The sequence below is a fragment of the Gordonia paraffinivorans NBRC 108238 genome (assembly GCF_000344155.1).
GTDB classification, from domain to species: Bacteria; Actinomycetota; Actinomycetes; order Mycobacteriales; family Mycobacteriaceae; genus Gordonia; species Gordonia paraffinivorans.
The window spans coordinates 101,866-127,046 of sequence record NZ_BAOQ01000013.1 but is presented as its reverse complement, the minus strand read 5'-3'; the positions used below and the strand labels follow the sequence as shown (position 1 = coordinate 127,046).

Sequence of the window (25,181 nt, the reverse complement as noted above, 5' to 3'; positions counted from 1 at the left end):
GAAACCCTGATCGAATGTATGTTCGATCATACCCGCAGACCCTGTTTCGCGGCGTGTTTCTCCACAGGACGTGTCCGGGGATGAAAGCTTTTGTGGCTCAAGGTGATGTGGTGCCGGTGCACCATGTCTTCCATGACGGGCGGCGCTTGTCCGATCCTGCGAGGCCTGTGCCGAACGGCTGCGCATCCGTGCTGCGCCGAACTATTCTGCGGGTGTGCCGCATCCGATCATGTTCGACGACGCCGACCCGAAGCTGGTCCGCGTGCGCGAGATCGCGCTCGCGCTGCCCGACACCACCGAGGTCGTCGCGCACGGGCGTCCGACGTTCCGGTGCGGCAAGATGTTCGCCGAGTACGGCGGCGGACTCAAGGGCGGCAAGGTCCGGTACGACCAGTCGGTCCTGTTCATCCCCGACGAGTCCGAGCGGCCCGCGCTGGTCCAGGACCCGCGGTTCTACGTGCCGGCCTACTACGGGCCATACGGTTGGCTCGGTCTGATCCTCGACGACGACACCGACTGGGGAGAGGTGGCCGAACTCATCGACGCCAGCTACCGGCACGTCGCGCCGAAGCGATCGGTGGCCAAACTCGACGGCTGACTGTCCGACGATCACCGTCGGACCACTCCGATACCCTCGGAACGTGGCAGAAACAACGGAGTCGGGGGCGACGGAGTCGGCGTCGGGGGCCACCGAGCAGTCGGGGGCCGAGGCCGAGCTGCGCGAGGAATGGGCCGCCCTCGCCGACGAGATCCGCGAGCATCAGTTCCGCTACTACGTCAAGGACGCGCCGATCATCAGCGACGGCGAGTTCGACGCGCTCCTGCGTCGACTACAGGACCTCGAGGAGAAGCATCCCGAGCTCGCGACGCCCGACTCGCCGACCAAACTCGTCGGCGGCGGGTTCTCGACCGCGTTCTCGCCCGTCGATCACCTCGAACGGATGATGTCGCTCGACAACGTCTTCGACTACGACGAGATGACCGCATGGGTCGAGCGCGTCCAGGCCGACGCCGGGACCAACCCGGAATTCCTCTGCGAACTCAAGATCGACGGCGTCGCGTTGTCGCTCGTGTACCGCAACGGCGTGCTCGAACGCGGTGTCACCCGAGGTGACGGCCGAACGGGTGAAGACGTGACCCTCAACGCGCGCACCATCGAGGACATCCCACACCGACTCGCAGCATCCGACGAGTACCCGATCCCGGACGTGCTGGAGGTGCGGGGCGAGGTCTTCTTCCGGGTGGAGGACTTCGAGGCGTTGAACGCATCGTTGGTCGCGGACGGCAAGCCGCCCTTCGCCAACCCGCGCAACTCGGCCGCCGGCTCGCTCCGGCAGAAGAACCCTCAGGTCACGGCCCGCCGCAAGCTGCGGATGATCTGCCACGGCATCGGCCACACCGAGGGCTGGCGACCGGCCTCGCTGCACGATGCCTACCTGGCGCTCGGGGCCTGGGGGCTGCCGGTCTCCACGCACACCAGCAAGGCGTCGGGCGTGGGGGAGATCCTCGACAAGATCACCTACTGGGGCGAACACCGCCACGACGTCGAACACGAGATCGACGGCATCGTGGTCAAGGTCGACGACTTCACCATCCAGCGCCGCCTCGGCGCGACGTCGCGGGCGCCGCGCTGGGCGATCGCCTACAAGTACCCGCCGGAGGAGGCCACGACCAAGCTGCGCGACATCCAGGTCGGCGTCGGCCGCACCGGTCGCGTCACCCCGTTCGCGGTCCTCGAGCCCGTGCTGGTCGCCGGTTCCACCGTGTCGCGCGCGACGCTCCACAACGCCTCGGAGGTCAAGCGCAAGGGCGTGCTCATCGGTGACACCGTGACCATCCGCAAGGCCGGCGACGTGATCCCCGAGGTGCTCGGACCCGTCGTCGACCTGCGTGACGGCAGCGAGGTCGAGTTCCAGATGCCCGAGCGCTGTCCGGAATGCGGCACCCCGCTGCGGCCGGAGAAGGAATCCGACGTCGACCTGCGGTGCCCCAACCAGGAGAGCTGCCCGGCTCAGCTGCGGGAGCGGCTGTTCCACCTGGCCGGGCGTGGCTCCTTCGACATCGAGGCCCTCGGGTACGAGGCCGCCACCGCGTTGCTGGGCGCCGGCGTGATCCGCAACGAGGGCGACCTCTTCTCGATCACCGCCGACGACCTCGCCAAGACGGAACTGTTCACCACCAAGTCCGGCAACCTGTCGGCCAACGGCAAGCGACTGCTCGCGAATCTGGACAAGGCCAAGAAGATGCCGCTGTGGCGGGTGCTGGTGGGCCTGTCGATCCGGCACGTCGGCCCCACGGCTGCTCGTGCGCTGGCCACCGAGTTCGGTTCGCTGGAGGCCATCGAGAACGCCGACGTCGAGCGGCTGGCCGCGGTCGAGGGCATCGGCATGACGCTCGCCCAGTCGATCCACGACTGGTTCACCGTCGACTGGCACCGCGAGATCATCGAGAAGTGGCGCGCCGCAGGCGTTTCCATGGAAGACGAACGCGACGAGTCGATCGAGCGGACCCTGGAGGGCAAGACGATCGTCGTGACGGGCTCGCTGGTCGACTTCTCCCGCGACGGCGCCAAGGAGGCCATCCTGCAGCGGGGCGGGAAGGCGTCGGGTTCGGTGTCGAAGAAGACCGACTACGTCGTCGTCGGCGACTCTCCCGGCAGCAAGGCCGCCAAGGCCGAGCAGTTGGGTGTGCCGATCCTCGACGAGGACGGGTTCAAACGCCTGCTGGAGACCGGCAGCCCCGAGTAGACAGGTGGTCAGACGGGTCGCGACCCGGACGGCCCGGGATTGTCCAGGCCGGGTCGCCGGGCGCTCAACTGTTGAGCGCCTTGTCGAAGGCGCGATACGCCCGCGGGTCGAACAGGACGAAGCGGATCTCGGTGAGCGAGGTCTCCGCAGAGCGGACCGCGTCCACCGCCTTGCGCGCGCCGTCATCCATCGGCCAGCCGTACACACCGGTCGAGATCGCCGGGAACGCGATGGTGCGTGCGCCCAACTCCTCTGCCACGCGCAGGGATTCGCGATAACAGGAGATGAGGTACTCGGAGCGGTCCTCGTCGTAGGAGTGGACCGGTCCGACGGTGTGGATCACCCACCGCGCGTCGAGATCCCCGGCGGTCGTGGCCACCGCCTCACCGACGGGTAGGCCGCGCCGGTAACGACCGGCCCGCAGTTGCTTGCACTCGGCGAGGATCGCTGGACCTCCGCGACGATGTATCGCGCCGTCGACGCCACCGCCGCCGAGCAGCGTCGAATTCGCGGCGTTGACGATCGCGTCGACGGACTGGAGGGTGATGTCTCCCTGCACGAGCGTGATGGAGGTCATGTCTCCATCATGACCCCGGGTGTCTGGGGATAGGTGCGCTACGGCTCAGAGGGTGACGCGTCGGCTCACAATGTGACGCTACGCGTCGGCTCAGAATGTGACGCTACGCGTCGGCGCGCAGCACGGTGCTGACGATGCCTGCGAGATAGCCGAGCCGGGCGACCTCCGACGGACGGAAGTCCGGGCCGCCGATACGACCGAGCAGGACCGCCTTCTCGTTGGCGCCGACGGGTGCGGCCGCGAGGCGGGTGTCCATCTCCTTCCACGCGTCGGGCACCCAGTCGCCCTCGGCGTCGAGCTGCGCTGCGCGCTCCAGCGGCAGCCAATCCGCGCGCGTCAGCGGGGTCTCGGGCGCTCCCGACGACCCGAACAGCTGCAGCACGCCGCCGCTGGCACGGGTGATGACCATCGCCCACGACACCCGCAGCACCCGGGGTGCGTTGTCGACCAGCACCTGCAGGCGCTCGTTGCGCGGTGCGGTGGCGACCTGGTCGACCAGTTCGAGCTCGCGGTGCGTGTCGAGCACGCCGGAGTAGGGGCGGATCGAGTCGACGCGGACCCCGTTGACCTTCTCCGCCGCGGTGATCAGGCTGTCGGGAAGAGCGCCGGGGGCCATTTCCACGACCAGATCGTCGACGGCGTAACCATCGCCCCGCTCGACCACTTCGAGCGACAGGATGTCGGCGCCGACCGAACCGAGCTGGACGGCGAGGACGCCGAGACTGCCGGGACGGTCCTCGAGGTAGACGCGCAGGAGGTAAGACACGTCAGCCATTCTCGCACCCGCGGCGGTCGACCGCGCAGCGCCCGTGGATGCGGCCGGTGTGCCCGGCGTCGACGGCGCGTCGTCGCGGGTCGGCACCCGCAACCGGTGGCTGGGGTGAGCCTGATCGGCGCGTTCCCATAGGCTGGAGTGGCACATCTGCGCGCTCCGGCGTCGCGATGGGCGTTCATGGCCGAGCAAGTGAAGGTGAGAAAGGACGCTGACGGTGGCTGGCGAACCGAAGTCCATATCGCGTGAAGAGGTCGCGCACCTGGCGCGACTGTCGCGACTGGCGCTGAGCGAGGACGAACTCGATGTTTACGCCAAGCAGCTGGACTCCATCCTGACTCACGTGGCGTCGGTCTCGGAGGTGGCGGCCGACGACGTCCCCGGAACCGCGCACCCCGCCGAACTCGCCAACGTGCTGCGTCCCGACGTCGTCACGCCCGGTCTGACCACCGAGGCCGCGCTGTCCGGTGCGCCGGCCGTCGAGCAGGACCGTTTCGCCGTTCCGCAGATCCTGGGAGAAGAGCAGTGAGTGTCGATTCGAGTGCCGCCGCGCCGCGTCCGGACGGTGACCTGATCGGTCTGTCCGCCGCCGAGCTCGCCGCCAAGATCGCCGCCCGCGAGGTCAGCTCGGTGGAGGTCACCCAGGCTCATCTCGACCGCATCTCCGAGGTCGACGACGAGATCGGCGCGTTCCTGCACGTCAGCGGTGCCGAGGCGCTCGTCGCGGCCAAGGCCGCCGACGACGCGATCGCAGCAGGCGAGGCGCCTTCGGCGCTCGCCGGCGTCCCGATCGCGCTCAAGGACGTCTTCACCACCACCGACGCGCCCACCACGTGTGGCTCCAAGATCCTCGAGGGCTGGGTGCCGCCGTACGACGCGACGGTCACCGAGAAGCTCCGCGCGGCGGGCATCCCGATCCTGGGCAAGACCAACATGGACGAGTTCGCCATGGGCAGCTCGACCGAGAACTCCGCCTACCAGCTGACCCGGAACCCGTGGGATCCCACCCGGATCCCGGGTGGTTCGGGCGGCGGTAGCGCCGCGGCGCTGGCGTCGTTCGAGGCGCCGCTCGCGATCGGCACCGACACCGGCGGCTCGATCCGGCAGCCCGCCGCGGTCACCGCGACCGTCGGCGTGAAGCCCACCTACGGCACCGTCTCCCGGTACGGCCTCGTCGCCTGCGCGTCGTCGCTGGACCAGGGCGGCCCGTGTGCCCGCACGGTCCTCGACACCGCGTTGCTGCACGAGATCATCGCCGGACACGACCCGCGCGATTCGACCTCGATCGACGCCCCGGTGCCCGACGTGGTCGCCGCCGCTCGCGAGGGCGCGCAGCAGGACCTCAAGGGCGTCCGTATCGGCGTCGTCAAGGAACTGCAGGGCGAGGGCTACCAGGCCGGTGTCCTCGAGTCGTTCCACGACGCCGTCGAACTCCTGAAGGAGCGTGGCGCGGAGGTCGTCGAGGTCAGCTGCAAGCACTTCACCTATGCGCTCGGCGCCTACTACCTGATCCTGCCGTCGGAGGTGTCGAGCAACCTCGCCCGCTTCGACGCGATGCGGTACGGCCTGCGCGTCGGCGACGACGGCACGCACTCGGCCGACGAGGTCATGGCACTGTCCCGCGAGGCCGGATTCGGCCCGGAGGTCAAGCGCCGCATCATGATCGGCACGTACGCCCTGTCGTCGGGCTACTACGACGCGTACTACGGCCAGGCGCAGAAGGTGCGCACGCTGATCGCGCGCGACTTCGCCGCGGCCTTCGAGAGCGTCGACGTCCTGATCTCTCCGACCACGCCGACCACCGCGTTCAAGATCGGCGAGAAGGTCGACGACCCGCTGGCCATGTACCTGTTCGACCTGTGCACCCTGCCGGTGAACCTGGCGGGCATCGGCTCGATGTCGGTGCCGTCGGGGCTGTCGAAGGACGACGGCATGCCGGTCGGCCTGCAGATCATGGCCCCGGCGTTGGCCGACGACCGCCTGTACCGCGTCGGTGCGGCGTACGAGGCGGCGCGCGGCCCGATCGTCTAGGCCACAGGCTCACCCCTTCTGGACAGATCCACCACCCGACGAGGTGGTGGATCTGTTCATTTCTGCTGGGTTTGCGGCTACCCGACCTGCTCCACCCCGTACCGGTGTCCGACGCCGGGCGGTCCGTCGAGCGCGGACAGCAGGTCGACGCTGGTCTGCAGAAAACTCACCACCGGCAGCCACGGCGCCTCCGGCACCCGCGGTCCGTCGAGCACGGTGTCGCGGGGTCGACCCGCCGGGTGCCAGAGCGCGCTTGCCGACCAGCGGACCACCGGGTCGCTGCGATTGGCCAGAACCTTTCGCGGGGATCGTGATACGGCCTCGACCGTCCCGGCCGGCGGTGCGGTGAGCACGGTCTCCGACAGCAGCGTCGGATGGTGGTCCTCGAGCCAGACACGTGCGGCGTCGGCTCCGACCGCGCCCAGGCTCTGGCCGTAGAGCACGAGCCGTGGATGGTGCCCGGGGTGCGCGGAGACGGCCTGGGCGAGATGCCTGACGACGGCGATCGCAGACTCCGCGGCCGCCGTCCGGTCGGAGACGAAGGCCTGCCACGACGGCACGTCGGAATAGGGGAGGGACAGCACCCGGATGTCGTGACCGAAACGGCGGGTGAATCCCTCGACGGCAGTCGAGTCGACCCATCCGGAGCCGGTGGGGACCGCGACGACCACCGTGTCCGCAGACACGCCGCCCGCGTCGACCCATCGGTGGACCAGATCGGCTGCCGCATCGTCGAACCCGCCGGATGCCAGGTCGCCTCGCAGCACGCCATCCGAGGTGGTGACGGACCCGACGGCGGCTCCGCCGTCATGCGCCTCGGCCTGTGCGGGGGCGAGGAGTCCGGCGGTCAATGCGGCCGCCGAGGCGGCGACCACCGCTGTGGTGCGTGGGGTCAGCGCGATCGCCGCGACCGCGGCCGCCGGGGCCACGGTGATTCCGGCCCACCACCATACGTCGACCGGCGGCGCCCCGACCGCTGCGCGGACCACCGTCTGCCACCAGACCGCGACCCCGGCACCGAACGCGGCGGTCAGGGTGCCGGCACCCACGGCGATCCGTCGGGCCTGGGCGTCGGGTTCACGAGTGGACCTCCGTGACAACAGCGTTCCGACGATCGCGCCGGTCGCGGCGAGCGCCGTCGTCAACAGGGTCATGGTCACGGCGCCGCGCGGCAGGGTGCCCGGGTAGAGCGCGATCAGATAGCCGGCGAGTGCGCACACGACGAATGCGGGCGTGGGTAGGCGGGTCATGAGTTCTCCTGTGTGAGGGACGAATCGGTGAACAGGCGCTCGACGGTGGTGCTCACCAGCCGGGGAATCGTCTCCCCGGCGACCGGAGGGCCTCCGAACTGGCGCCAGGTGTTCCAGGCGAGTCCGATCCGGGCCGCCTGCGCCGCCGCGTGGCAGGCGGGGTCGGTGCACGACCGGTGCATCCGGTCGATCAGCATGCGGTCGAGAGAGAGGCGCGCCCAGGCGTCGAGCGGATGTCCCGTCCGGGCGGCCGCGCGCAGCACGTCGTACCCGAGATCGTGTGTCCGGCAGAGCGGCGTGAACCGATCGGGCAGCGGGACGGGGGACGAGCAGTCGCCGTCGGGGTTGATCGGGAACCCGTCCTCGACCAGCGGCGTGTACCCCATCGAGGGCTCGAACGAGGCGGGCAGGACCTCGAGCGCGTGTGCCGGGTTCGGGCCGATCATCGTGAGGACGACCTGCGCATACGGATTCCCGGCATCACGCGGGGACGGACCGGCCGTGCCGTCCGGGCCGAGGTCGCCGGCGACGGCCTGTGCCGTCGACATCCACTGTCCGACGACGATCACGAACAGGGTGGCGGCGGCGATCGCTGCGCGCATCGGGAAGCCGATCCGATGGGAGCGGCGGCGGAACCCCAGGCGAGAAGGATTGTCCGAAGCCGGTTTCCGTGGTGGATGCGAATCGGGGTGTGGCGTGGTCATGGACCATGACGCTAGGAATGCGAAGCGCTCTGCCACATCGCTCCGCGGAGCCGAACGCGGTCACCGCCGGGGTGGAAGGTCGTGCCGGGCGACCACTACCTCAGGACGAGCGCATCTCCCTCCTGAGTATGAGGACTCGGGACGCCCACCCGCCTAGGGTGAGGGCATGATCGGTCTTCGCAAGCATCTGCGGGCGGCGGGCGGCGAGTTCGTCGATTGGGTGTCGAGTGCGCCGGTCGCCCAGGACCCCGCGGTGCGCGCCTACTTCTCGCGCCGGATCAACTGGTTCTTCTTGTTCGTCGCCCTGGTCATGTACGCGATCTCCTGGCCGACACTGCAGTTGACGCACCCCATGCCCGCGTTCCTGTTGCCGCTCGTCTCGGCGTTCGCGGCCCTGCCGATCGCTCTCGCGTGGTCGGCGCCGCTGGCGGGGTGGGCGATCTCGGTGGTGTCGGCACAGGTCATCGGCCTCATCGTGCCGACGAGCGACGGCTGGGAGCTGACGATCCAGGTCACGCACTTCATCGAGCTGCTCGTCCTCACCTTCATGGTGATACTGCGCAGTCCGCTGCGATGGATACCCGTGGTGTGGCTCGCCACCTCACTCGTGGTCGCCTATGCGGTGCACCCGGCGTGGATCATCGGCATATCGGTGATGGCCGTCGTCGTGCCACTGCTGCGGGGGCTCATGGCGTCGCGGCGCCAGCTCGCCGAGCGCACCAAGGAGACCGAGGCGGCGGAGGCGGAATCCGCGGTCCTCCAGGAACGCGCGCGGATCGCTCGAGATCTACACGACGTGGTGGCCCACCGGATGTCCATGGTCGTCGTCATGTCGCAGACCGCGCGTTACCGTATTCCCGACGTCTCTGCCGCCGCGGCAGAGGAATTCGACGCCATCGCCGATGCAGCGCGCACCTCTCTCGACGAGGTGCGGCAGTTGCTGGGGGTGCTGCGGGTCGAGGGTGCCGAACCGAATGCGTCCCCGAATCCGCGCCTGGCCGATATCGACTCGCTCGTCGCCGAGACCCGCAGGGCCGGTTCCGATGTCAGGCTCACGCGGGAGGTCGACGACGAGGCGGTCGGCGAATCCGCGGCCCTCGTGGTCTATCGGATCGTGCAGGAATCCCTGGCCAACGCCACTCGGCATGCGCCGGGGAGCAGCACCGAGGTGACCGTCGTTCCGGGGCCGGAGGGGATTGTCGAGGTGTCGGTGGTGAACTCGGCGCCGACGGCCGCCCCGTTGGGCATCGGCGGCAACGGCGTCGGCATACCCGGCATGCTCGAGCGTGCCCAGGCTGTCGGCGGTTCATTGGTGGCCTCGCCGACCGTCGACGGCGGTTTCGCGGTACGTGCCCGCATCCCGACGACCCCGCCGCGGGAGGCCGCGGTCGTTGCGCAGGCACCGGTTCCGGATCGTCACGACTCCGCCGCCGATGACGAACGGTAACCTGACGCACGTGCCGACCAACCCGGACCCGCAGCGCCGCCACGGCGAGAGCGGGCCGATCACCGTTGTAGTCGCCGACGATCAGGCGATGGTCCGCCAGGGGTTCTCGGCGCTGCTCGCCGCGCAACCCGAACTGTCCGTCCTCGGCGACGCCGCCGACGGCGTGGAGGCCGTGGAAGTGTGCCGGCGCGCACGCCCGGACGTCGTCCTCATGGACGTCCGCATGCCGCGCAAAGACGGTCTCTGGGCGGCAGAGCAGATCCTCTCCGCCGGGTGGGAGCCCCCGACGAAGGTGCTGATGCTCACCACCTTCGACATCGACGACTACGTCTTCGAGGCGCTGCGCATCGGCGCGTCGGGATTCCTGCTCAAGGACGCGCCCGCCGACGAACTCATCCGCGCGGTGAAGGTGGTCGCGGCCGGCGAGGCCCTGCTCGCGCCGTCGATCACCCGCCGCCTCATCGACGAGGTGACATCCCGGCGGCGCCGGCCCAAGAAGAGCCCCGCACTCGAGCACCTCACCCCGCGCGAACGCGAGGTGCTCGAGCTCGTCGCCGACGGCAAGTCCAACGCCGAGATCGGCGCGGATCTCTACGTCACCGAGCAGACGGTGAAGACCCACGTCAGCAGTCTTCTCGGCAAACTGCGTCTCCGAGACCGCGCCCAGGCCGTGGTCTTCGCCTATGAGAACGGACTCAAGTGAGATCGTGACGAGTTTCCGAGCAGTGCCCGTTTCGGTCCTCGAGCGATTGACCAGGGGATATAGTCGACTGCACGGTGCGAACCGGACATACCTCCCGGCACCGTGACCGCCGACGGCCCCGGGGAGAGGAGTGCGCCGATGACCGTTCGCCCGCCGGAAAAGGACTTCACCGACGCGAACCTGAAGGTCGGCCCACCGAAGACATGGGCCGTCGGACTGCCGGCCATCGAACACGCGATGCTGCCGGCGCTCGGCGAGCTCGATCCCGAACGCACCGCGAAGGTCGCCTTCTCCATCAACCACAAGGCCGGATTCGACTGTCCGAGTTGCGCGTGGGCCAACCCGGACCGGTCCAAGCCGCTCGAGTTCTGTGAGAACGGCATGAAGTCGGTGGTGTGGGAATCCGCCCCGGCGGCGATCCCCACCGAGTTCTGGCAGCGGCATTCACTGGCCGACCTGGCCGAGAAGTCCGAGTACTGGCTCGGTCTGCAGGGGCGCGTCGTCGAGCCGGTGTACAAGGCGCCGGACTCCGACCATTACGTTCCGATCGGCTGGGACGAGGCCCTCGACCTCGTGGCCGACAAGCTCAGGTCGCTCGACGACCCCGATCAGGCCATCTTCTACACCTCCGGCCGGATCACCAACGAGCCCGCGTTCCTGTACCAGCTGTTCGCCCGGGCCTACGGCACCAACAACCTGCCGGACTGCTCCAACATGTGCCATGAGGCCACCGGCGCCGGCATGACCGCAGCGATCGGGGTGGGGAAGTCGACCGTGCACTACGACGACTTCGCCAAGGCGGATCTGGTGATGGTGATGGGGCAGAACCCCGGCACCAACCATCCGCGCATGCTCAACGCGCTTCAGGACTGCAAGGTCAACGGCGGCAAGATGATCGGCGTCAACGTGCTTCCCGAGGCATCGCTGCTGCGATACAAGAACCCGCAGAAGCCGATCGGCCTCATCGGCGACGGCATCGCGATGTCGGACCAGTTCCTGCATATCAGGATCGGCGGGGACATGCACCTGATCCAGGCGATCGCCAAGCGGGTGCTGCTGGCCGAACAGCTCGATCCCGGAAACGTTCTCGACTGGGACTTCATCAACACCTACTGCGAGGGTTTCGAGGAGTACCGGGATCACATCCTCGCGCTCGACGACGACGAAGTGCTCGATGCGACCGGCCTGACCGCCGAGGAGATCGACACCGCCGCACGGCATTACCTCGACTCCGACGCGACGATCATCACCTGGGCACTGGGCATCACGCAGCACCGCAAGGCGGTGGGCACCATCGCGGAGATCATGAACCTCCTCATGCTGAAGGGCAACATCGGCAAGCCCGGTGCGGGAGCGTCCCCGATCCGCGGGCACTCCAACGTCCAGGGCGACCGCACGATGGGCGTCTGGGAGCAGATGCCGCAGCCGTTCCTGGACCGGCTGGGCGAGGAGTTCTCCTTCACGCCTCCGACAGAGCACGGGCTCGACTCGGTCGACGCGATGAACGCGATGGAACGCGGCGACATCAGGTTCTTCATGTCGATGGCAGGCAACCTGCAGGCGGCGATCAGCGACTCCAACCGCGCCGACTCCGGGATCGGGAACGTCGACCTCACCGTCTCGGTGACGACGAAGCTCAACCGCTCCCACGCCGTGACCGGCAAGGCGTCGTTGCTGCTCCCGGCGCTCGGTCGCACCGAGTACGACGTCCAGAAGTCCGGTCGCCAGTTCACCACCGTCGAGGACACCGTGTGCTTCATCAACGAGTCCCGCGGCGAGCTCCCACCGATCTCGGACGGAGTGCGGTCGGATGTGTGGATCCTCTGCGAACTCGGCAAGCGACTCCTGGGTGACACGCAGATCCCGTGGCAGGAGTTCCAGGACGACTACGACACCATCCGCGACCGGATCGCCCGGGTGATCCCCGGCTTCGAGAACTTCAACGAGCGGCTGCGCACGGGCCGTCGGGGCTTCCTGCTCGCCCACCCGCCGCGGGATTCGCGGACCTTCCCGACACCGACGGGCAAGGCGCGGTTCACCGTGCACACCCCCGAGCACATCACGTGCCCGCCGGGGCGACTCATCCTGCAGACGTTGCGCTCGCACGATCAGCACAACACGACCATGTACGGCCTCGACGACCGCTACCGCGGCATCAGCCAGGGACGGTTCGTCGTCTTCGTCAACCCGGACGACCTGGCCGAGCTCGGTCTCGCCGACGGCGACACGGTGGACGTGTTCAGCGAGTGGCCGGATTCCCCGGACCGGGTACTCCGCGGCTACCGGGCGGTCTCGTACCCGACTAAGAAGGGTTGCGCGGCGTTGTACTTCCCGGAGGGCAACGCCCTGATCCCGCGAGAGTCGGTGGCCGAGGGGTGCAACACGCCCACCTCCAAGCAGGTGATCGTCCGCCTGGAGCGTTCGGACGAGCGGGCGGCGACCGGACGTCCGGTCACCGTCTGATTCCCGCGTCTCCCGCACCGCCGACGCGCGATGTTCCTCTGCGCTCGGCGTCGCGCGCAGCCGGGCACTAGATTGGGTGTGATCGTCGACAAGGGAGGGTCACACCACATGGCCAAGAGGTTCGGCATTCTCACATCCGGCGGTGACTGCCCCGGCCTGAACGCGGTGATCCGCGGTGCGGTGCTCAAGGGCGAAACCGTATACGGTCACGAGTTCGTCGGCTTCAAGGACGGTTGGGCGGGTCTCGTCTACGGGGACATCATGGAGCTCAACCGTTCCACGGTGCGCGGCCTGTCACATCAGGGCGGAACCATCCTCGGCACGAGTCGCTTCGGGCCGTATTCCGAGCCCGACGGGGGAGCGGACAACATCAAGAAGGTCCTCGAGAACCTGGGCATCGACGGGGTCATCGCGATCGGCGGTGAGGGCACCGCGTCGGCGTCGAAGCGTCTGTTCGAGGACGGCATCGACATCGTCGGCGTTCCCAAGACCATCGACAACGACATCGACGCCACCGACTACACCTTCGGCTTCAACACCGCTGTCGAGATCGCCACCGAGGCCATCGACCGATTGCGCACGACCGGCAACTCGCACAAGCGGTGCATGGTGCTCGAGGTGATGGGACGCCACGCCGGCTGGATCGCCCTGCACTCGGGTATCGCCGGCGGTGCCCACGTCATCCTGATCCCCGAGCAACCGGAGAGCCTGGACCAGATCTGCGCCTGGGTGACCAGCGTCAAGAACCGCGGCCGTTCGCCGATGGTCGTGGTGGCCGAGGGCTTCAAGCTTCCCGACATGAGCGAGGCCTACTCGACCAAGGGGCTCGACGGCTTCAATCGTCCGCGACTGGGCGGCATCGGCGAGGTCCTCGCCCCGCTGATCGAGGAGCGGACCGGCATCGAGACGCGGGCCACCGTCCTCGGCCACATCCAGCGCGGCGGCGTGCCGTCGGCCTACGACCGCGTGCTGGCCACCCGCATGGGCATGGCCACCGCCGACCTCGTCGCAGAGAAGGGCTGGGGCCAGATGGTCGCCCTGCACGGCACCGAGATCCGCCGCATCACCTTCGACGAGGCGCTCGGCAGGCTCAAGACCGTCCCGCCGGAGCAGTACAAGGAGATCCGGGTCATCTTCGGCTGACCGTTGAGTTCCCCGGGCCCGAGACAACGGGGGACCCGGCAAGGGTGGGCGTCCTCCACCCCTGCCGGGTCCGGTCGGTTGATCTGGTGTTCTCGCGTCAGCCGGCCTGATAGGGCTGCACCGGGGCGGCGGGTTCCGGCTCGCGCGGGATGACGATCCACAGGGCCAGGTACAGCAGCACCTGGGGGCCGGGGAGCAGCAGCGACAGCACGAACAGCACGCGGACCAGCGTGGCGTCCCAGCCGAAGCGTGCGGCGATGCCGCCGCAGACCCCGCCGAGCCAGGCGTCGGTGCGCGAACGCATCAGACGGGGGCCGGTGTAGGAGGGTTGTGCTGTGGTCATCGATGGTCTCCTCGGTCGGTGGGATTCTCGTCTTCGACGGTAGGCCGCAGACCTGCCGGGGGACATCCGTGATCACCCTGATCGTTCCCCTGGGATTTCGGCGCATAAACTGACAGCCATGACTTCCGCCGCAGCCGACCTGTTGGAGTACGACGAGGTCATCGCCGCTTTCGATCCGGTGATGGGCCTCGAGGTGCACGTCGAGCTGGGTACCGCGACCAAGATGTTCTGCGGATGCCCGACCGATTTCGGTGCTGATCCCAACACCCAGGTGTGCCCGGTGTGCATCGGCCTGCCCGGATCGCTGCCGGTCGCCAACGCCAAGGCCGTGGAATCGGCCATCCGCATCGGACTGGCGCTGAACTGCTCGATCCGTCCGTCGAGCGTGTTCGCCCGGAAGAACTACTTCTACCCGGACCAGCCGAAGAACTACCAGATCTCGCAGTACGACGAGCCGATCGCCTACGACGGCTACCTCGACGTCCCGCTGTCCGACGGCACCACGTGGCGCGTCGAGATCGAACGCGCGCACATGGAGGAGGACACCGGCAAGTCGCTGCACATCGGCGGCGCCACCGGTCGCATCCACGGCGCGAGCCACTCGCTGCTCGACTACAACCGCGCCGGCGTGCCGCTGGTCGAGATCGTCACCAAACCGATCGTCGGCGCCGGCGAACGCGCCCCCGAGGTCGCCCGTGCCTATGTGACGGCCCTGCGCGACCTGCTCAAGGCGCTCGGCGTGTCCGACGTCCGCATGGACCAGGGTTCGCTGCGCTGCGACGCGAACGTGTCGCTGATGCCCAAGGGCACGAGCGAGTTCGGCACGCGCACCGAGACCAAGAACGTCAACTCGCTGAAGAGCGTCGAGGTGGCCGTCCGCTACGAGATGTGCCGGCAGGCCGCGATCCTGCAGGCCGGTGGCGAGATCGTCCAGGAGACCCGGCACTTCCACGAGACCGACGGCACCACCTCGGCCGGTCGTCGCAAGGAGACCGCCGAGGACTACCGCTACTTCCCGGAGCCCGACCTGCCTCCGGTGCAGCCCGATCCCGCCTGGATCGAAGAGCTGCGGGCCACCATGCCGGAACTCCCGTGGGTGCGTCGTGCGCGCATCCAGGAGGAGTGGGGCGTGTCCGACGAGGTCATGCGCGACCTGGTCAACGTCGGCGCTGTCGAGCTGATCATCGCCACCGTCGACGCCGGCGCCTCGGCCGAGGCCGCCCGCGGCTGGTGGGTCTCGTTCCTTGCGCAGCAGGCCAATTCGCGCGGAGTCGAGCTCGCCGACCTGCCCATCACGCCGGCTCAGGTCGCCGAGATCATCGGCTTCGTCGACGAGGGCAAGCTGACCACCAAGCTGGCCCAGCAGGTCGCGACCGCCGTCCTCGACGGCGAGGGCGAGCCCGCGCAGATCGTCGCCGATCGTGGACTCGAGGTCGTGCGCGACGACTCGGCCCTGCAGAAGGCCGTCGACGAGGCGCTCGCCGCCAACCCCGACATCGCCGAGAAGATCCGCGGCGGCAAGGTGCAGGCCGCCGGCAAGATCGTCGGCGACGTCATGAAGGCGACCCGCGGCCAGGCCGACCCGGCGCGCGTGAAGGAGCTCGTGCTCCAGGCCTGCTCCTGATTCCACGGGATCGCCCAGCGCCCACACACCGACAAGGCCCGATCCCCGTACGCGGGGATCGGGCCTTGTTCCGTTGTTCGCAGTCGTCGTTCTCAGTCGTCGGCCGAGGCGCTGCCGCCGGAAGTGCCACCGCCAGAGGCGCTGCCGCCTGTGCTGGTGCCGCTGCCGGTGGTGCCCGAGGCGCTGTCACTGCCGCCGGTCGTGCCCGTGCTGCCGCCGGTCGAGCCGGAACCGGTGCTGCCGGACGTGTCGCCGCCGGTTGCGGCGGTACTGCCGCTCGAGGCGCCGTCACCGCCGCCGGTCGTGGAACCGGTGGAGCCGCTTGCGCTTTCGCCGCTGCCGGTCACACCACTGCTGGTCGGGCCGCCGCCCGTCGAGCCGCCTGCTCCCTCGCCGGGGGTGTACGTCGACCCGCTCTGGGCCGGTGCCAGGGTCGGCACGGGTGGCGCCGGATCGTCGTTGCGGTGCTTCCCGACGTAGGAGGTCTCGTCCAGCGCGTGCCGGCCGGTGGCATGCGATGTCGTGGACGCCGAGCCGGAGTTGCCGACCGCATCCGCGATCTCGCCCGTGGCCTCGGCGAGGGACGTGGAGGCGGACCGCACGGCGTTCGAGCCCGAGTTGACGAGGTTCGTCGCCGCGTCGGCCAGGGCTTTCGAGATCTGCGAGGCCGTGGGGGTGACGTGCTCGGTGTACAGCGGGCTGAGGAACGCCTCGATCCGGCGCACCACCTCGATCGGGTCGGGCAGGTCGAGGTCGGAGAGGAACCCGGGCAGTTCCGCCTCGGAGAGGAACTCCGGCACCTCGATGCCCAGCGCGGCGAACACGAGCGCCGGATCGAGGGAGACCAGCGAGTTGGCGCCGCCGAACAGGTTGCCCAGCTGACCCAGGTCGAGGAGCGCCGGGTCCAGCTCGCCGAGGTCGACTCCGGCCAGCGAGAGGTCGGCGTCCGGGGGAGTGGTGCCGAGCTGGAATCCGGGGAGTCCGATGCCGAAGAACGACGGACCGCTGTAGCCGATCCCGTACGGACCGACGTTGAGCGAGCCCAGCGAGTACACCACCGGCAAGGTGACCCCGTCGGCCACCTTCAGCAGCGCGACGGTCACGCCGGAGTTGATCAGCATCCCGTCCGGTCCGATGTAGTACGACTGCAGCAGCGAGGTCTTGTCGAGTCCGACACCCAACTCGGGGATCGCGAAGCCCGACGAGCGCGAACCCAGGACCGACTGCACCGACTGCGCGCCGTTGGTGACGATGCCGGGGGAGAACTTGCCGCCGGCCGTGAACAACTGTCCCGGCGAGGTGATCCCGCCGGCCATGATCGGCACGGTCAGGACTTGGTCCGGCCGGCCCTCGCCGCCGGGGATGATCACCTGTGTCAGGCCGACGAGCGAGCCCGCCGAGCCGTCCAGCGGGAGCGAGTAGGCGCTGCCGATCTCGCGCGTGATGATCGACAGTCCCTGGAAGTCGAAGTCGTCGAAGTGCGAAAGCGCTTTGGCTAGGTCTGAATTCGGGTCGTAGGCGATCTCGTAGACCGTGGCACCCGATGCGTCCTTCTCCGCGTCCCACGTTCGGCTGTAGCAAATGCCTAAAGCCTTGCGGGTGCACCGCTCGCTGCCTTTCGCGACCTCCAGCGGTTGGAGCGGACCGTACGCTTGCAGGACGGTGTCCTTGAGGCCGGCCGCGGTGAGCGGGTCCATCGTGAGTCGGTTCTGGGTGATCCAGTTGCTGCCACTGACGCCGAGCGCCGGCCAATCCACCGTTCCGGTCCACGAATCGGTTGTCTTGCTGCCGCTGCCGACGCCGGCCAGCGAGCTGAGGAACTTGGTGGGATCGATGAGGTCTGCTTGTTGCTTGATCGGCCGTCCGTTCCAGGCCTTCTCGGCCAGGGCCTTCGCGTTGGCCGCGATGATGGGGCCGTTGGCCACCGTGAGGTCGGCCCCCGCCGACGCCGCCGGACCGGCGATGTTCGTCAGGCCGAAGAGCGGGTCGACGAGTTGCAGTCCGAGATAGGCCTGCTGGATCAGCGCGTTGCCCTGGTCGAGCGCTCCCAGGATCGAGTTGCCTCCGACGCCGGGCACGTGACTCGTGTCGGGCACCGCCACCAGCATGCCGGTCGCTTCGGAGACGACCTCGAGGATGGTCAGGGGCTCACTGGTCGAGTTCTTCGAGCTCGTGACCGCGGGCACCCATCCCTCGGGCAGCACCGACTTCAGCGGGGCGAGCAGGGCGATCTGTGTGCGCCCGAGGTTGTCGGTGATGGTGATGATGTTGTCGGTCGTCGCATAGCCGTTCTCGGCGATCTGGCCGGCGTTGAGCTCGGCACCCATGGCCGGCGCGGCGACGCCGGTGCCGATCGCGAGCACTGCACCGAGTGCGGCGGCCGCCTTCGTCAGTTTCTTGGACGAGCGTGCCTGTGCGCGCGCCGCCTCCCGGCGACTCGCCCGGTTTCCTTGCGGGGATGTCAAGTTGATCTCCTGGTAATCGCTTGGGGTGCAAGCGATCGTAAGGGGAGATCGTCGTCAGGGCCTCATCAGAAGGCACCGGATTCGCGAAGTTCGTCCGTTTGGACGAATGTCTGATTTCGTCTCTTTGACCTCAGGGTGAACGGAGCGTCACGGCTGCGCTTGCCCCACTCAGGTCCGGTCGTTCCCGCCGCCCTGCGGCAGGAAACGGAAGACGCGGTCGTCGGTGGGCTTGGGATCGCCGACCTGCCGGTTTACGGTCGCGACCTGAAGAACTCCGTTGGGCAGTGCGGTCATTCGGCCCAGGGCCCCATATCGCCGGTCGAGGACCACGGCAGGGGCGGTGACGGTGGGGTCCTCACGGGTCGGTTCCCGGATCCCCTCGATGCGCTGGGTGCGCGTGGTCGACACGAAGATGCTCCCGTTGGCGACGCCGCACCCGGCGATCTGCGGCTTGTCCGGCCACGTCCACAGGACCTTGGGCCCGCCTTCCTCGAGAACCTGGACGCGGTCCTCGGTGGCCTTCTGATCGGCCACGTAGATGGTTCCGTTCTCGTTGGGGCACAACGCCACCGACGATCCGAAGCCGTCGGCCAGGATGCGCGGGCGGGGGTTGGCGCCCGAGGTGAACGAGGTGATTGCCAGCACCTTGCCGGCCAGAGACGAGGGGTTGTCGGCCGCGGCAGGATCGCCCGCATCGCCGGTGGCCACGATGAGTTCGGTGGGCGTCCGGAAGAACATCGACCCCATGTTCCCGGTGGCGCCCTTGGGGATTCCGGTCAGGATGGGTTTCGGGACGTCGTCGGGTGCGAGTCGGACGACGCGGTTGTCCGACGGAGTGGTGATCAATGCGTAGATCAGCCGATCCTGAGAATAGGTGGGGGAAAAGGCGAAATCGATGAGTCCGCCGTCGCCGGAGGCGTCCACCGGGGCCTGCGCCAGGACCCGCTCGGGTCCGTAACGCTTCGTGGTGATGATCTTCCCGGTGGTCCGCTCGGCGACCACGGTCACCTCGCCCTGATCGTCGCCGGGCATCAACCCGCCGGTCGATGCGAGACAGGTGGCGATCACCGCCGGGTCCGGGTCGACACAGGGGCCGGACGGTGGCGGCTGGGTCTCGCGCGGCGTGGCCGGCGGGGGAGTGGGCTCCGCCTGACCGCTCGGCCGGCTGTTGGGGGTGAAGGCGCCGGCCTCCCGCTGACGGTCCTGCTCGGTGAAGTTCGCGCATCCTCCCACCGCGAGCGTGATCACCGCCAGGATCGTCACCAGCATTCGGCCGCTCGGCCGCCCCTTCCACATGAGGTCCACAGTAATGGTGTGCCGACTCACCCCGCCGGGGTGCGGTGAGCGCGCACCTCGAGCGCCTAGAGTCGGGCTTGTGAGCGAACGCGACACGCCGAACGACGGGGAGCCCGACTCGGCCGCCCCCGCATTCAGCCCGTACGACGAACCGACCGGCCAGATCCCGGTCCAGGGGCGGACGCCGTCACAGGACCCGGCGGACCGGGACTCCTTCTTCGACCGGCACGCACGACGCCCGGCGTCGTACTCGAGGGTCGACGAACTCGACGACATCGATCCCGACGACGTCGAGACGCGCCGCATCGACCCGCCCACCCCGGCGCCCGCGGACCCGGAGTCCTCGGACCCCGCTCTCTCCGGGTCCGGCCACGCGAGGCCTGATCGTCCCGGGGCGGATGCTCCGGTGTCCGGATCGTCCCGGCGGGAACCGGGCTCGCCCGCCGTACCTGCACCGGAACCCGCGCACGAACCCGGTGTCGAGCCGACCGTCGCGTTCGCGAAGAGCCCTTCCGAGCCCGCAGGGGTCCCGGCCGACGACGCGCTGACCACCCCGGAACCGGAGCTGCCGCCAGTCGGGACCGCTCGTTATCCGTTCCTCGACGACGAGGACGACAACCTCACGGGCACCGACACCGCCGTGCTCGACGACGACGAGCCCGGTTCACGCAGGGGCCTTTTCGGACGGCGCCGCCGGGATGCGGCCGTCGACGAGCACGAGACCCCGATGGGTGTCGCCGACGAGGAACTCGAGGATGCGGTCGCCAAGGCCCGACGCGGCACCCTCGACCTCGGCCTGCTGGTCCTGCGTGTCGGCCTCGGTGTCGTCGTCGGAGCCCATGGCCTGCAGAAACTCTTCGGTCTGTGGAACGGGCCGCGGTTGTCCGGATTCGAGCAGATGCTCGTCGACGGCGGATTCAACGCCGACTACGCGCAGGCCCTCGCCATCGTGGGCGCGCTGTCGGAGACGGTGGGCGGCCTGATGGTCATCCTCGGTCTCCTCACGCCGATCGGTGCCTCGGCGATCCTGGGCACGATGCTCGTCGCCGCGGCCTACCGCGTCTCGGCCGCGGGCGGTTTCGAGTTCTTCGCGTCGGCGCAGGGCGTCGAGTACGAGTTGTTCCTCGCGGTTGCCGCGGCGGCGGTGATCCTGACCGGCCCCGGCCTGTACTCCCTGGACTACCCGCGCGGATGGGCCCGCCGACCGTTCATCGGGTCCTTCGTGTGGCTGATCGTCGGCGTCGCCGCGGCGGCCGCGGTCTGGATCCTCGCGAACGGGACCAACCCCCTCGGCTGATCGCGCCCCTGCGCAAGAAATGCGGGCCGGGCGTCGCCCAAGGCGACACCCGGCCCGCATTCTGCGTTCTGCTGTTCCCCGCTCGGGCCTCAGTCGACCTTGCGCACCGCGCCCTTGTCGGCCGAGGTGGCCATCTTGGCGTAGGCCCGCAGCGCCTGGGTGACCGGACGCTGGCGGTCCTTGGGCTGCCACGGACGCTCGGAGGCCTCCATCTTCGCGCGGCGGTCGGCGAGCACCTCGTCGTCGACGAGGACCTCGAGGCGACGGGTCTTGACGTCGATCAGGATGGGGTCGCCGTCCTCGACGAGCCCGATCGCTCCGCCCGATGCCGCCTCCGGCGACATGTGGCCGACCGACAGGCCCGACGAGCCGCCCGAGAATCGGCCGTCGGTGATGAGCGCGCACTTCTTGCCCATGCCGGTGCCCTTCATGAAGGCGGTCGGGTGCAGCATCTCCTGCATGCCCGGGCCGCCCGCGGGGCCCTCGTAGCGGACGACGAGCACCTCGCCGGCCTGGATGGTCTTCGACAGGATGACCTGGACGGCCTCCTCCTGGCTCTCCACCACACGGGCCGGGCCCTCGAAGTGCCACAGGTCCTCGTCGATGCCGGCGGTCTTCAGCACGGCGCCGTCGGGCGCGAGGTTGCCGCGCAGCACGCACAGGCCGCCCTCGGTGGTGTAGGCGTGCTCGATGTCGCGGATGCAGCCCCCGGCCGCGTCGGTGTCGAGCGAGCTCCACCGGTTGTTCGTCGAGAACGGCTCGGTGGTGCGGACTCCGCCCGGCGCCGCGTGGAACAGCTCGAAGGCCTCGTCGACGGCCTTGCCGCCGCGGATGTCCCAGTCGTCGAGGAACTTCGCCAGGGACGGGGAGTGCACGGTCGTGGTGGTCTCGTCGAGCAGGCCTGCGCGGCGCAGCTCGCCGAGGATGGCCGGGATGCCGCCGGCGCGGTGCACGTCCTCCATGTGGTAGTCGGAGTTCGGCGAGACCTTCGACAGGCACGGGACCTTGCGGCTGATCTCGTCGATGGTCGACAGGTCGAAGCCCTCGACCTCGCCCTCCTGGGCGGCGGCGAGGATGTGCAGCACGGTGTTGGTCGATCCGCCCATCGCGACGTCGAGCGCCATCGCGTTGCGGAAGGCGGACGCGGAGGCGATGCTGCGCGGCAGGACCGACGCGTCGTCGTCCTGGTACCAGCGCTTGGCGGCCTCGACCACGACCTTGCCGGCGCGCTGGAACAGCGCACGACGGGCCTCGTGGGTGGCCAGCGTCGAGCCGTTGCCCGGCAGGGCCAGGCCCAGCGCCTCGGTGAGGCAGTTCATCGAGTTCGCGGTGAACATGCCCGAGCACGAGCCACAGGTAGGGCAGGCGGACCGCTCGACCTCGCTCAGGCCCTCCTCGTCGACGTCGGAGTTCGCCGAGGCCGAGATCGCGGTGATCAGGTCGGTCGGGGCGTGGGCGACGCCGTCGACGACGACGGCCTTGCCGGCCTCCATCGGCCCGCCCGACACGAAGACCGTCGGGATGTTCAGGCGCAACGCGGCATTGAGCATGCCGGGGGTGATCTTGTCGCAGTTGGAGATGCACACCAGCGCGTCGGCGGTGTGCGCGTTCACCATGTACTCGACCGAGTCGGCGATGATCTCGCGCGACGGCAGCGAGTAGAGCATGCCGCCGTGACCCATCGCGATGCCGTCGTCGACGGCGATGGTGTGGAACTCACGCGGCACGCCGCCGGCGGCGCGGACCGCGTCGGCGACGATCTCGCCGACGTCCTTGAGGTGCACATGCCCCGGCACGAACTGGGTGTAGGAGTTCGCGATCGCGACGATCGGCTTGCCGAAATCGTCGTCGGTCATACCGGTGGCGCGCCACAGCGAACGGGCTCCGGCGGCTTCGCGGCCGACGGTGGTGGTGCGTGACCTCAGGGCTGGCATCGTGTCCTCATATCGATCGTCGGGTCTGGCTGAGTCGCCTCGGCCGCAAGGCCGTTCGGGACGGCCGGCCGGGGCTCGACGGGCAGGACCATCCAGGGTGCGGTCTGCCGTCGGGACTCCTGGCGCAACGCCGCCGACCCAGGGGTTGGTCCCACACGGGCTGTGAGCCTGGGAAGGGGGATGCAACGGCTGCGCACGCTGAGGGTGGGCGTGACGCGTCGCTGAGAGTCCAGGCTACTCCGCTGTGACATGCGGAAACAAAACCAATTGCCGATCACCGGACCGGTGACGGCGCCGGTCAGATCCCCAGGACGGCCTTGGCGATCGAGAAGTAGATGATCAGGCCGGTGGCGTCGCAGAACGTGGAGATGAACGGGGTGGAGAAGACCGCGGGGTCGACGTGGAGCGCCTTCGCGACGAGCGGCATGACACCGCCGACGGTCGCGGCCATGGTGCAGATCGACACGATGGTCAGTCCGATCACCGCGCCGATGGACATCTCGTAGACCAGTGCGGCCACGCCGAATCCGACGACGCCGAGCAGCGATCCCATCGTCAGGCCGACGCGCATCTCCTTGACCGCCACCCGCAGCACGTCGCGGGTCGCCACGTCGTCGGTGGCGAGTGCGCGGGTCACGGTCGTGGCCGCCTGCGAGCCGGTGTTGCCGCCGATGCCGGTGAGCAGCGGGATGAACAGCGCCAGAGCCACCTTCTGCTCCAGGGTCCCCTCGAAGATCTCGAGCACGTTGACGGTCAGGATCGCCGACACGGCCAGGATGAACAGCCACACGATCCGGGCCCGCGTGATCGACAGGATCGAGGCGTACAGGTACGGCTCGCGCAGCGGCTCCCGCGCACCCGCGCGCGCCTCGTCGGTGTCACGCGCCTGCTCCACGACGGCCACCGCGTCGTCGATCGTCAGCACGCCCACGAGGCGATGGTCGCGGTCGACGACGGGCATGGCGAGGATGCCGCGGTCGAGGCAGCGCTGGGCCGTGGCCTCGGCGTGGTCGTCGACGACGGCGTACATCGGCTTGCTCATCATGGCCGCGATCGGCTCGTCGGGGTCGGCGAGCAGCAGGTCGCGCAGGCTGACCACGCCGCAGAGCACCCGCGAGTCGTCGATGACCGGGACCGTGTAGATGGTCTCGGCGGCGTGGCCGCGTTCCTTGACGCGCGCCAGTGCGGCCGAGGCGCTCTCGTCACGGCGGGCGTGGACGACCTCGGGGCTCATCCGGCGGCCGACGGAGCCCCGCGGATACCCGAGCACGACGGCGGTGGCGTCGCGCTCCTCGGGCGTCAGTTGCTGCACCAGCGCGCGGGCCACGCCGGCGGGGAGTTCGTCGAGCAGCTCCGCACGGTCGTCGGGGTCCAGGTTGTCGAAGGCGGCCGCCACCTCGACCGTGCCCAGGTCCTCGATCAGTCGGTGCTGCGAGTTCGGCGACAGGTCGTCGAAGACCTCGACCGCGAGATCCTTCGGCAGCAGCCGGAACGCGACACCTCGCGGCTTGTGGGGAAGCCGGTCCAGGAGAGCCGCGATCTCACCGGGCGGGAGTGCCGACAGCGCCGACGCGGCGACACCGAGGTCGCCGTCGGAGATCAGTTCGTCCAGCTCGTTCGGTTCGATCGTCGCGTAGGTCACGGTATCGACAGTAGCGGCTGGCGTGACGGTCAAACCCTTTCCGGCAGTGTCGTTTCTGTGCCATCAGGGCGCTGAGTCGTCGGCCGGCCGCTGCTGTGGGCCGGTCGTGGGCCGGCCGTCGGCGTGTCCGCCGCGCGATCAGCTGTCGCGCTCGGCGGCGGCCTCGAACGGGTCGGGGATGCGTCCCTTGCTGACCACGTTCAGGGCGGGGAGATCACGAAAGCCGATGGCAGGCAATCGGACCCGCTTGCCGTTGGTCAGCACGGCGCGGACCGGACTCCAGCGCGGGAACTGCAGGCCCGCGATGTCGGACCAGGGGATCTCGGTGGTCGACAGTCCGCCGACCGCGGTCAGGCCGTCCTCGTTCACGACGGTGCGCAGCCGGCGGATCCAGAGGTGGAGCGCGACCGGGACCACGAACCCGAAGGCGAACCACAGCGAGGCGCCCATCAGCAGGATCACCATCAGCGCGACCATCGGCACGGTGAAGTAGGCGACCCGGTTGATGCGGAAGACCACCGGGTAGGTGAACTCGGCGGAGTCGTCGTCGGGTGTCGAGGTGGGGTCACTGGAGTCGGTCGGCACGCGGCCCATTGTGCCAACAGGCGTCGGTCGGGGCGGGTCTCGGGTCGGCCGGGAGGCCGGGACGGTCCGGCGATGCCGTCTCGTGAGACGTGGGTCACCACCAGTGGGTTCCCACGATGTGGGACTGCACTGTCCGGAGTTTGACTCTGTGCTGCGCG

Annotated in this window: 20 protein-coding genes; 10 read left to right on the top strand and 10 right to left on the bottom strand. The window is 69.1% G+C overall.

Going from position 1 to position 25,181, the window contains the following annotated elements; all coding sequences use genetic code 11:
• The first annotated feature begins 214 nt into the window (after positions 1 to 214).
• Both GP2_RS07470 and ligA read left to right on the top strand, forming a co-directional pair.
• A complete protein-coding gene (locus GP2_RS07470) occupies positions 215 to 598 on the top strand; it encodes an MmcQ/YjbR family DNA-binding protein (RefSeq protein WP_006899879.1) in 384 nt (127 codons plus the stop codon).
• Between the two features lie 43 nt (positions 599 to 641).
• Positions 642 to 2,747 carry an NAD-dependent DNA ligase LigA gene (gene ligA, locus GP2_RS07465; protein WP_006899878.1) on the top strand — a complete coding sequence of 702 codons (2,106 nt, stop codon included), beginning with the start codon at positions 642 to 644 and terminating at the stop codon, positions 2,745 to 2,747.
• Between the two features lie 64 nt (positions 2,748 to 2,811).
• Here ligA and GP2_RS07460 read toward each other — a convergent pair whose 3' ends face one another.
• Positions 2,812 to 3,324 carry an O-acetyl-ADP-ribose deacetylase gene (locus GP2_RS07460; RefSeq protein WP_006899877.1) on the bottom strand — a complete coding sequence of 171 codons (513 nt, stop codon included), beginning with the start codon at positions 3,322 to 3,324 and terminating at the stop codon, positions 2,812 to 2,814.
• A gap of 103 nt (positions 3,325 to 3,427) precedes the next feature.
• A complete protein-coding gene (locus tag GP2_RS07455; RefSeq protein WP_040526593.1) occupies positions 3,428 to 4,099 on the bottom strand; it encodes an ACT domain-containing protein in 672 nt (223 codons plus the stop codon).
• 214 nt (positions 4,100 to 4,313) lie between these two features.
• On the opposite strand from GP2_RS07455, the gene gatC reads away from it, so the two are divergent.
• Together gatC and gatA are read left to right on the top strand one after the other, a co-directional pair.
• Entirely contained in the window at positions 4,314 to 4,625 is a 312-nt protein-coding gene (gatC, locus tag GP2_RS07450; protein WP_006899875.1) for an Asp-tRNA(Asn)/Glu-tRNA(Gln) amidotransferase subunit GatC, read from the top strand.
• A complete protein-coding gene (gene gatA, locus GP2_RS07445; protein WP_006899874.1) occupies positions 4,622 to 6,127 on the top strand; it encodes an Asp-tRNA(Asn)/Glu-tRNA(Gln) amidotransferase subunit GatA in 1,506 nt (501 codons plus the stop codon). Before gatC ends, gatA begins: the two co-directional genes overlap by 4 nt.
• A 77-nt stretch (positions 6,128 to 6,204) precedes the next feature.
• Here the strand turns inward: gatA and GP2_RS07440 are convergent, their stop codons facing one another.
• Both GP2_RS07440 and GP2_RS07435 read right to left on the bottom strand, forming a co-directional pair.
• Positions 6,205 to 7,377: an alpha/beta-hydrolase family protein gene (locus tag GP2_RS07440; protein WP_006899873.1), complete on the bottom strand. Its 1,173-nt coding sequence runs from the start codon at positions 7,375 to 7,377 to the stop codon at positions 6,205 to 6,207.
• Complete coding sequence (locus GP2_RS07435) at positions 7,374 to 7,979, bottom strand: hypothetical protein (protein WP_006899872.1); 606 nt, start codon at positions 7,977 to 7,979, stop codon at positions 7,374 to 7,376. Before GP2_RS07435 ends, GP2_RS07440 begins: the two co-directional genes overlap by 4 nt.
• 268 nt (positions 7,980 to 8,247) lie before the next feature.
• Here GP2_RS07435 and GP2_RS07430 point away from each other — a divergent pair, with 268 nt between their 5' ends.
• The 4 genes from GP2_RS07430 to GP2_RS07415 all read left to right on the top strand — a co-directional run bounded on the left by GP2_RS07430 (position 8,248) and on the right by GP2_RS07415 (position 13,837).
• Positions 8,248 to 9,528 (top strand): sensor histidine kinase, encoded by a 1,281-nt coding sequence (locus GP2_RS07430; protein ID WP_006899871.1) that lies wholly within the window; start codon positions 8,248 to 8,250, stop codon positions 9,526 to 9,528.
• A 10-nt stretch (positions 9,529 to 9,538) separates the two neighbouring features.
• A complete protein-coding gene (locus tag GP2_RS07425; RefSeq protein ID WP_040526603.1) occupies positions 9,539 to 10,231 on the top strand; it encodes a response regulator in 693 nt (230 codons plus the stop codon).
• Positions 10,232 to 10,369: 138 nt separating this feature from the next.
• The gene (locus GP2_RS07420; protein ID WP_006899869.1) at positions 10,370 to 12,694 is read left to right on the top strand and encodes an FdhF/YdeP family oxidoreductase; all 2,325 of its coding nucleotides are present in this window, start codon (positions 10,370 to 10,372) and stop codon (positions 12,692 to 12,694) included.
• A gap of 108 nt (positions 12,695 to 12,802) precedes the next feature.
• Complete coding sequence (locus GP2_RS07415; protein WP_006899868.1) at positions 12,803 to 13,837, top strand: 6-phosphofructokinase; 1,035 nt, start codon at positions 12,803 to 12,805, stop codon at positions 13,835 to 13,837.
• 97 nt (positions 13,838 to 13,934) lie between these two features.
• Here GP2_RS07415 and GP2_RS07410 read toward each other — a convergent pair whose 3' ends face one another.
• Positions 13,935 to 14,180, bottom strand: a complete 246-nt coding sequence (locus tag GP2_RS07410) for a PspC domain-containing protein (protein WP_006899867.1) — start codon at positions 14,178 to 14,180, stop codon at positions 13,935 to 13,937.
• Positions 14,181 to 14,298: 118 nt separating this feature from the next.
• On the opposite strand from GP2_RS07410, the gene gatB reads away from it, so the two are divergent.
• Entirely contained in the window at positions 14,299 to 15,804 is a 1,506-nt protein-coding gene (gatB, locus tag GP2_RS07405) for an Asp-tRNA(Asn)/Glu-tRNA(Gln) amidotransferase subunit GatB (RefSeq protein ID WP_006899866.1), read from the top strand.
• A gap of 92 nt (positions 15,805 to 15,896) precedes the next feature.
• Here gatB and GP2_RS07400 read toward each other — a convergent pair whose 3' ends face one another.
• Positions 15,897 to 18,269, bottom strand: coding sequence for a hypothetical protein (locus GP2_RS07400; RefSeq protein WP_006899865.1), 2,373 nt, complete (start codon positions 18,267 to 18,269; stop codon positions 15,897 to 15,899).
• Between the two features lie 168 nt (positions 18,270 to 18,437).
• On the bottom strand, positions 18,438 to 19,538 hold the full coding sequence (locus tag GP2_RS07395; protein ID WP_040526592.1) for a PQQ-dependent sugar dehydrogenase: 1,101 nt from the start codon (positions 19,536 to 19,538) through the stop codon (positions 18,438 to 18,440).
• Positions 19,539 to 19,644: 106 nt separating this feature from the next.
• Between GP2_RS07395 and GP2_RS07390 the strand changes: the two genes are divergently transcribed.
• A complete protein-coding gene (locus tag GP2_RS07390; protein WP_006899863.1) occupies positions 19,645 to 20,862 on the top strand; it encodes a DoxX family protein in 1,218 nt (405 codons plus the stop codon).
• Positions 20,863 to 20,951: 89 nt separating this feature from the next.
• Here GP2_RS07390 and ilvD read toward each other — a convergent pair whose 3' ends face one another.
• The 3 genes from ilvD to GP2_RS07375 form a co-directional block, all read right to left on the bottom strand.
• Positions 20,952 to 22,796, bottom strand: coding sequence for a dihydroxy-acid dehydratase (gene ilvD, locus GP2_RS07385; protein ID WP_006899862.1), 1,845 nt, complete (start codon positions 22,794 to 22,796; stop codon positions 20,952 to 20,954).
• A 298-nt stretch (positions 22,797 to 23,094) separates the two neighbouring features.
• Positions 23,095 to 24,438: a magnesium transporter gene (gene mgtE / locus GP2_RS07380; RefSeq protein ID WP_040526591.1), complete on the bottom strand. Its 1,344-nt coding sequence runs from the start codon at positions 24,436 to 24,438 to the stop codon at positions 23,095 to 23,097.
• 138 nt (positions 24,439 to 24,576) lie between these two features.
• Positions 24,577 to 25,023 (bottom strand): PH domain-containing protein, encoded by a 447-nt coding sequence (locus GP2_RS07375; protein WP_040526602.1) that lies wholly within the window; start codon positions 25,021 to 25,023, stop codon positions 24,577 to 24,579.
• Positions 25,024 to 25,181 lie beyond the last annotated feature (158 nt).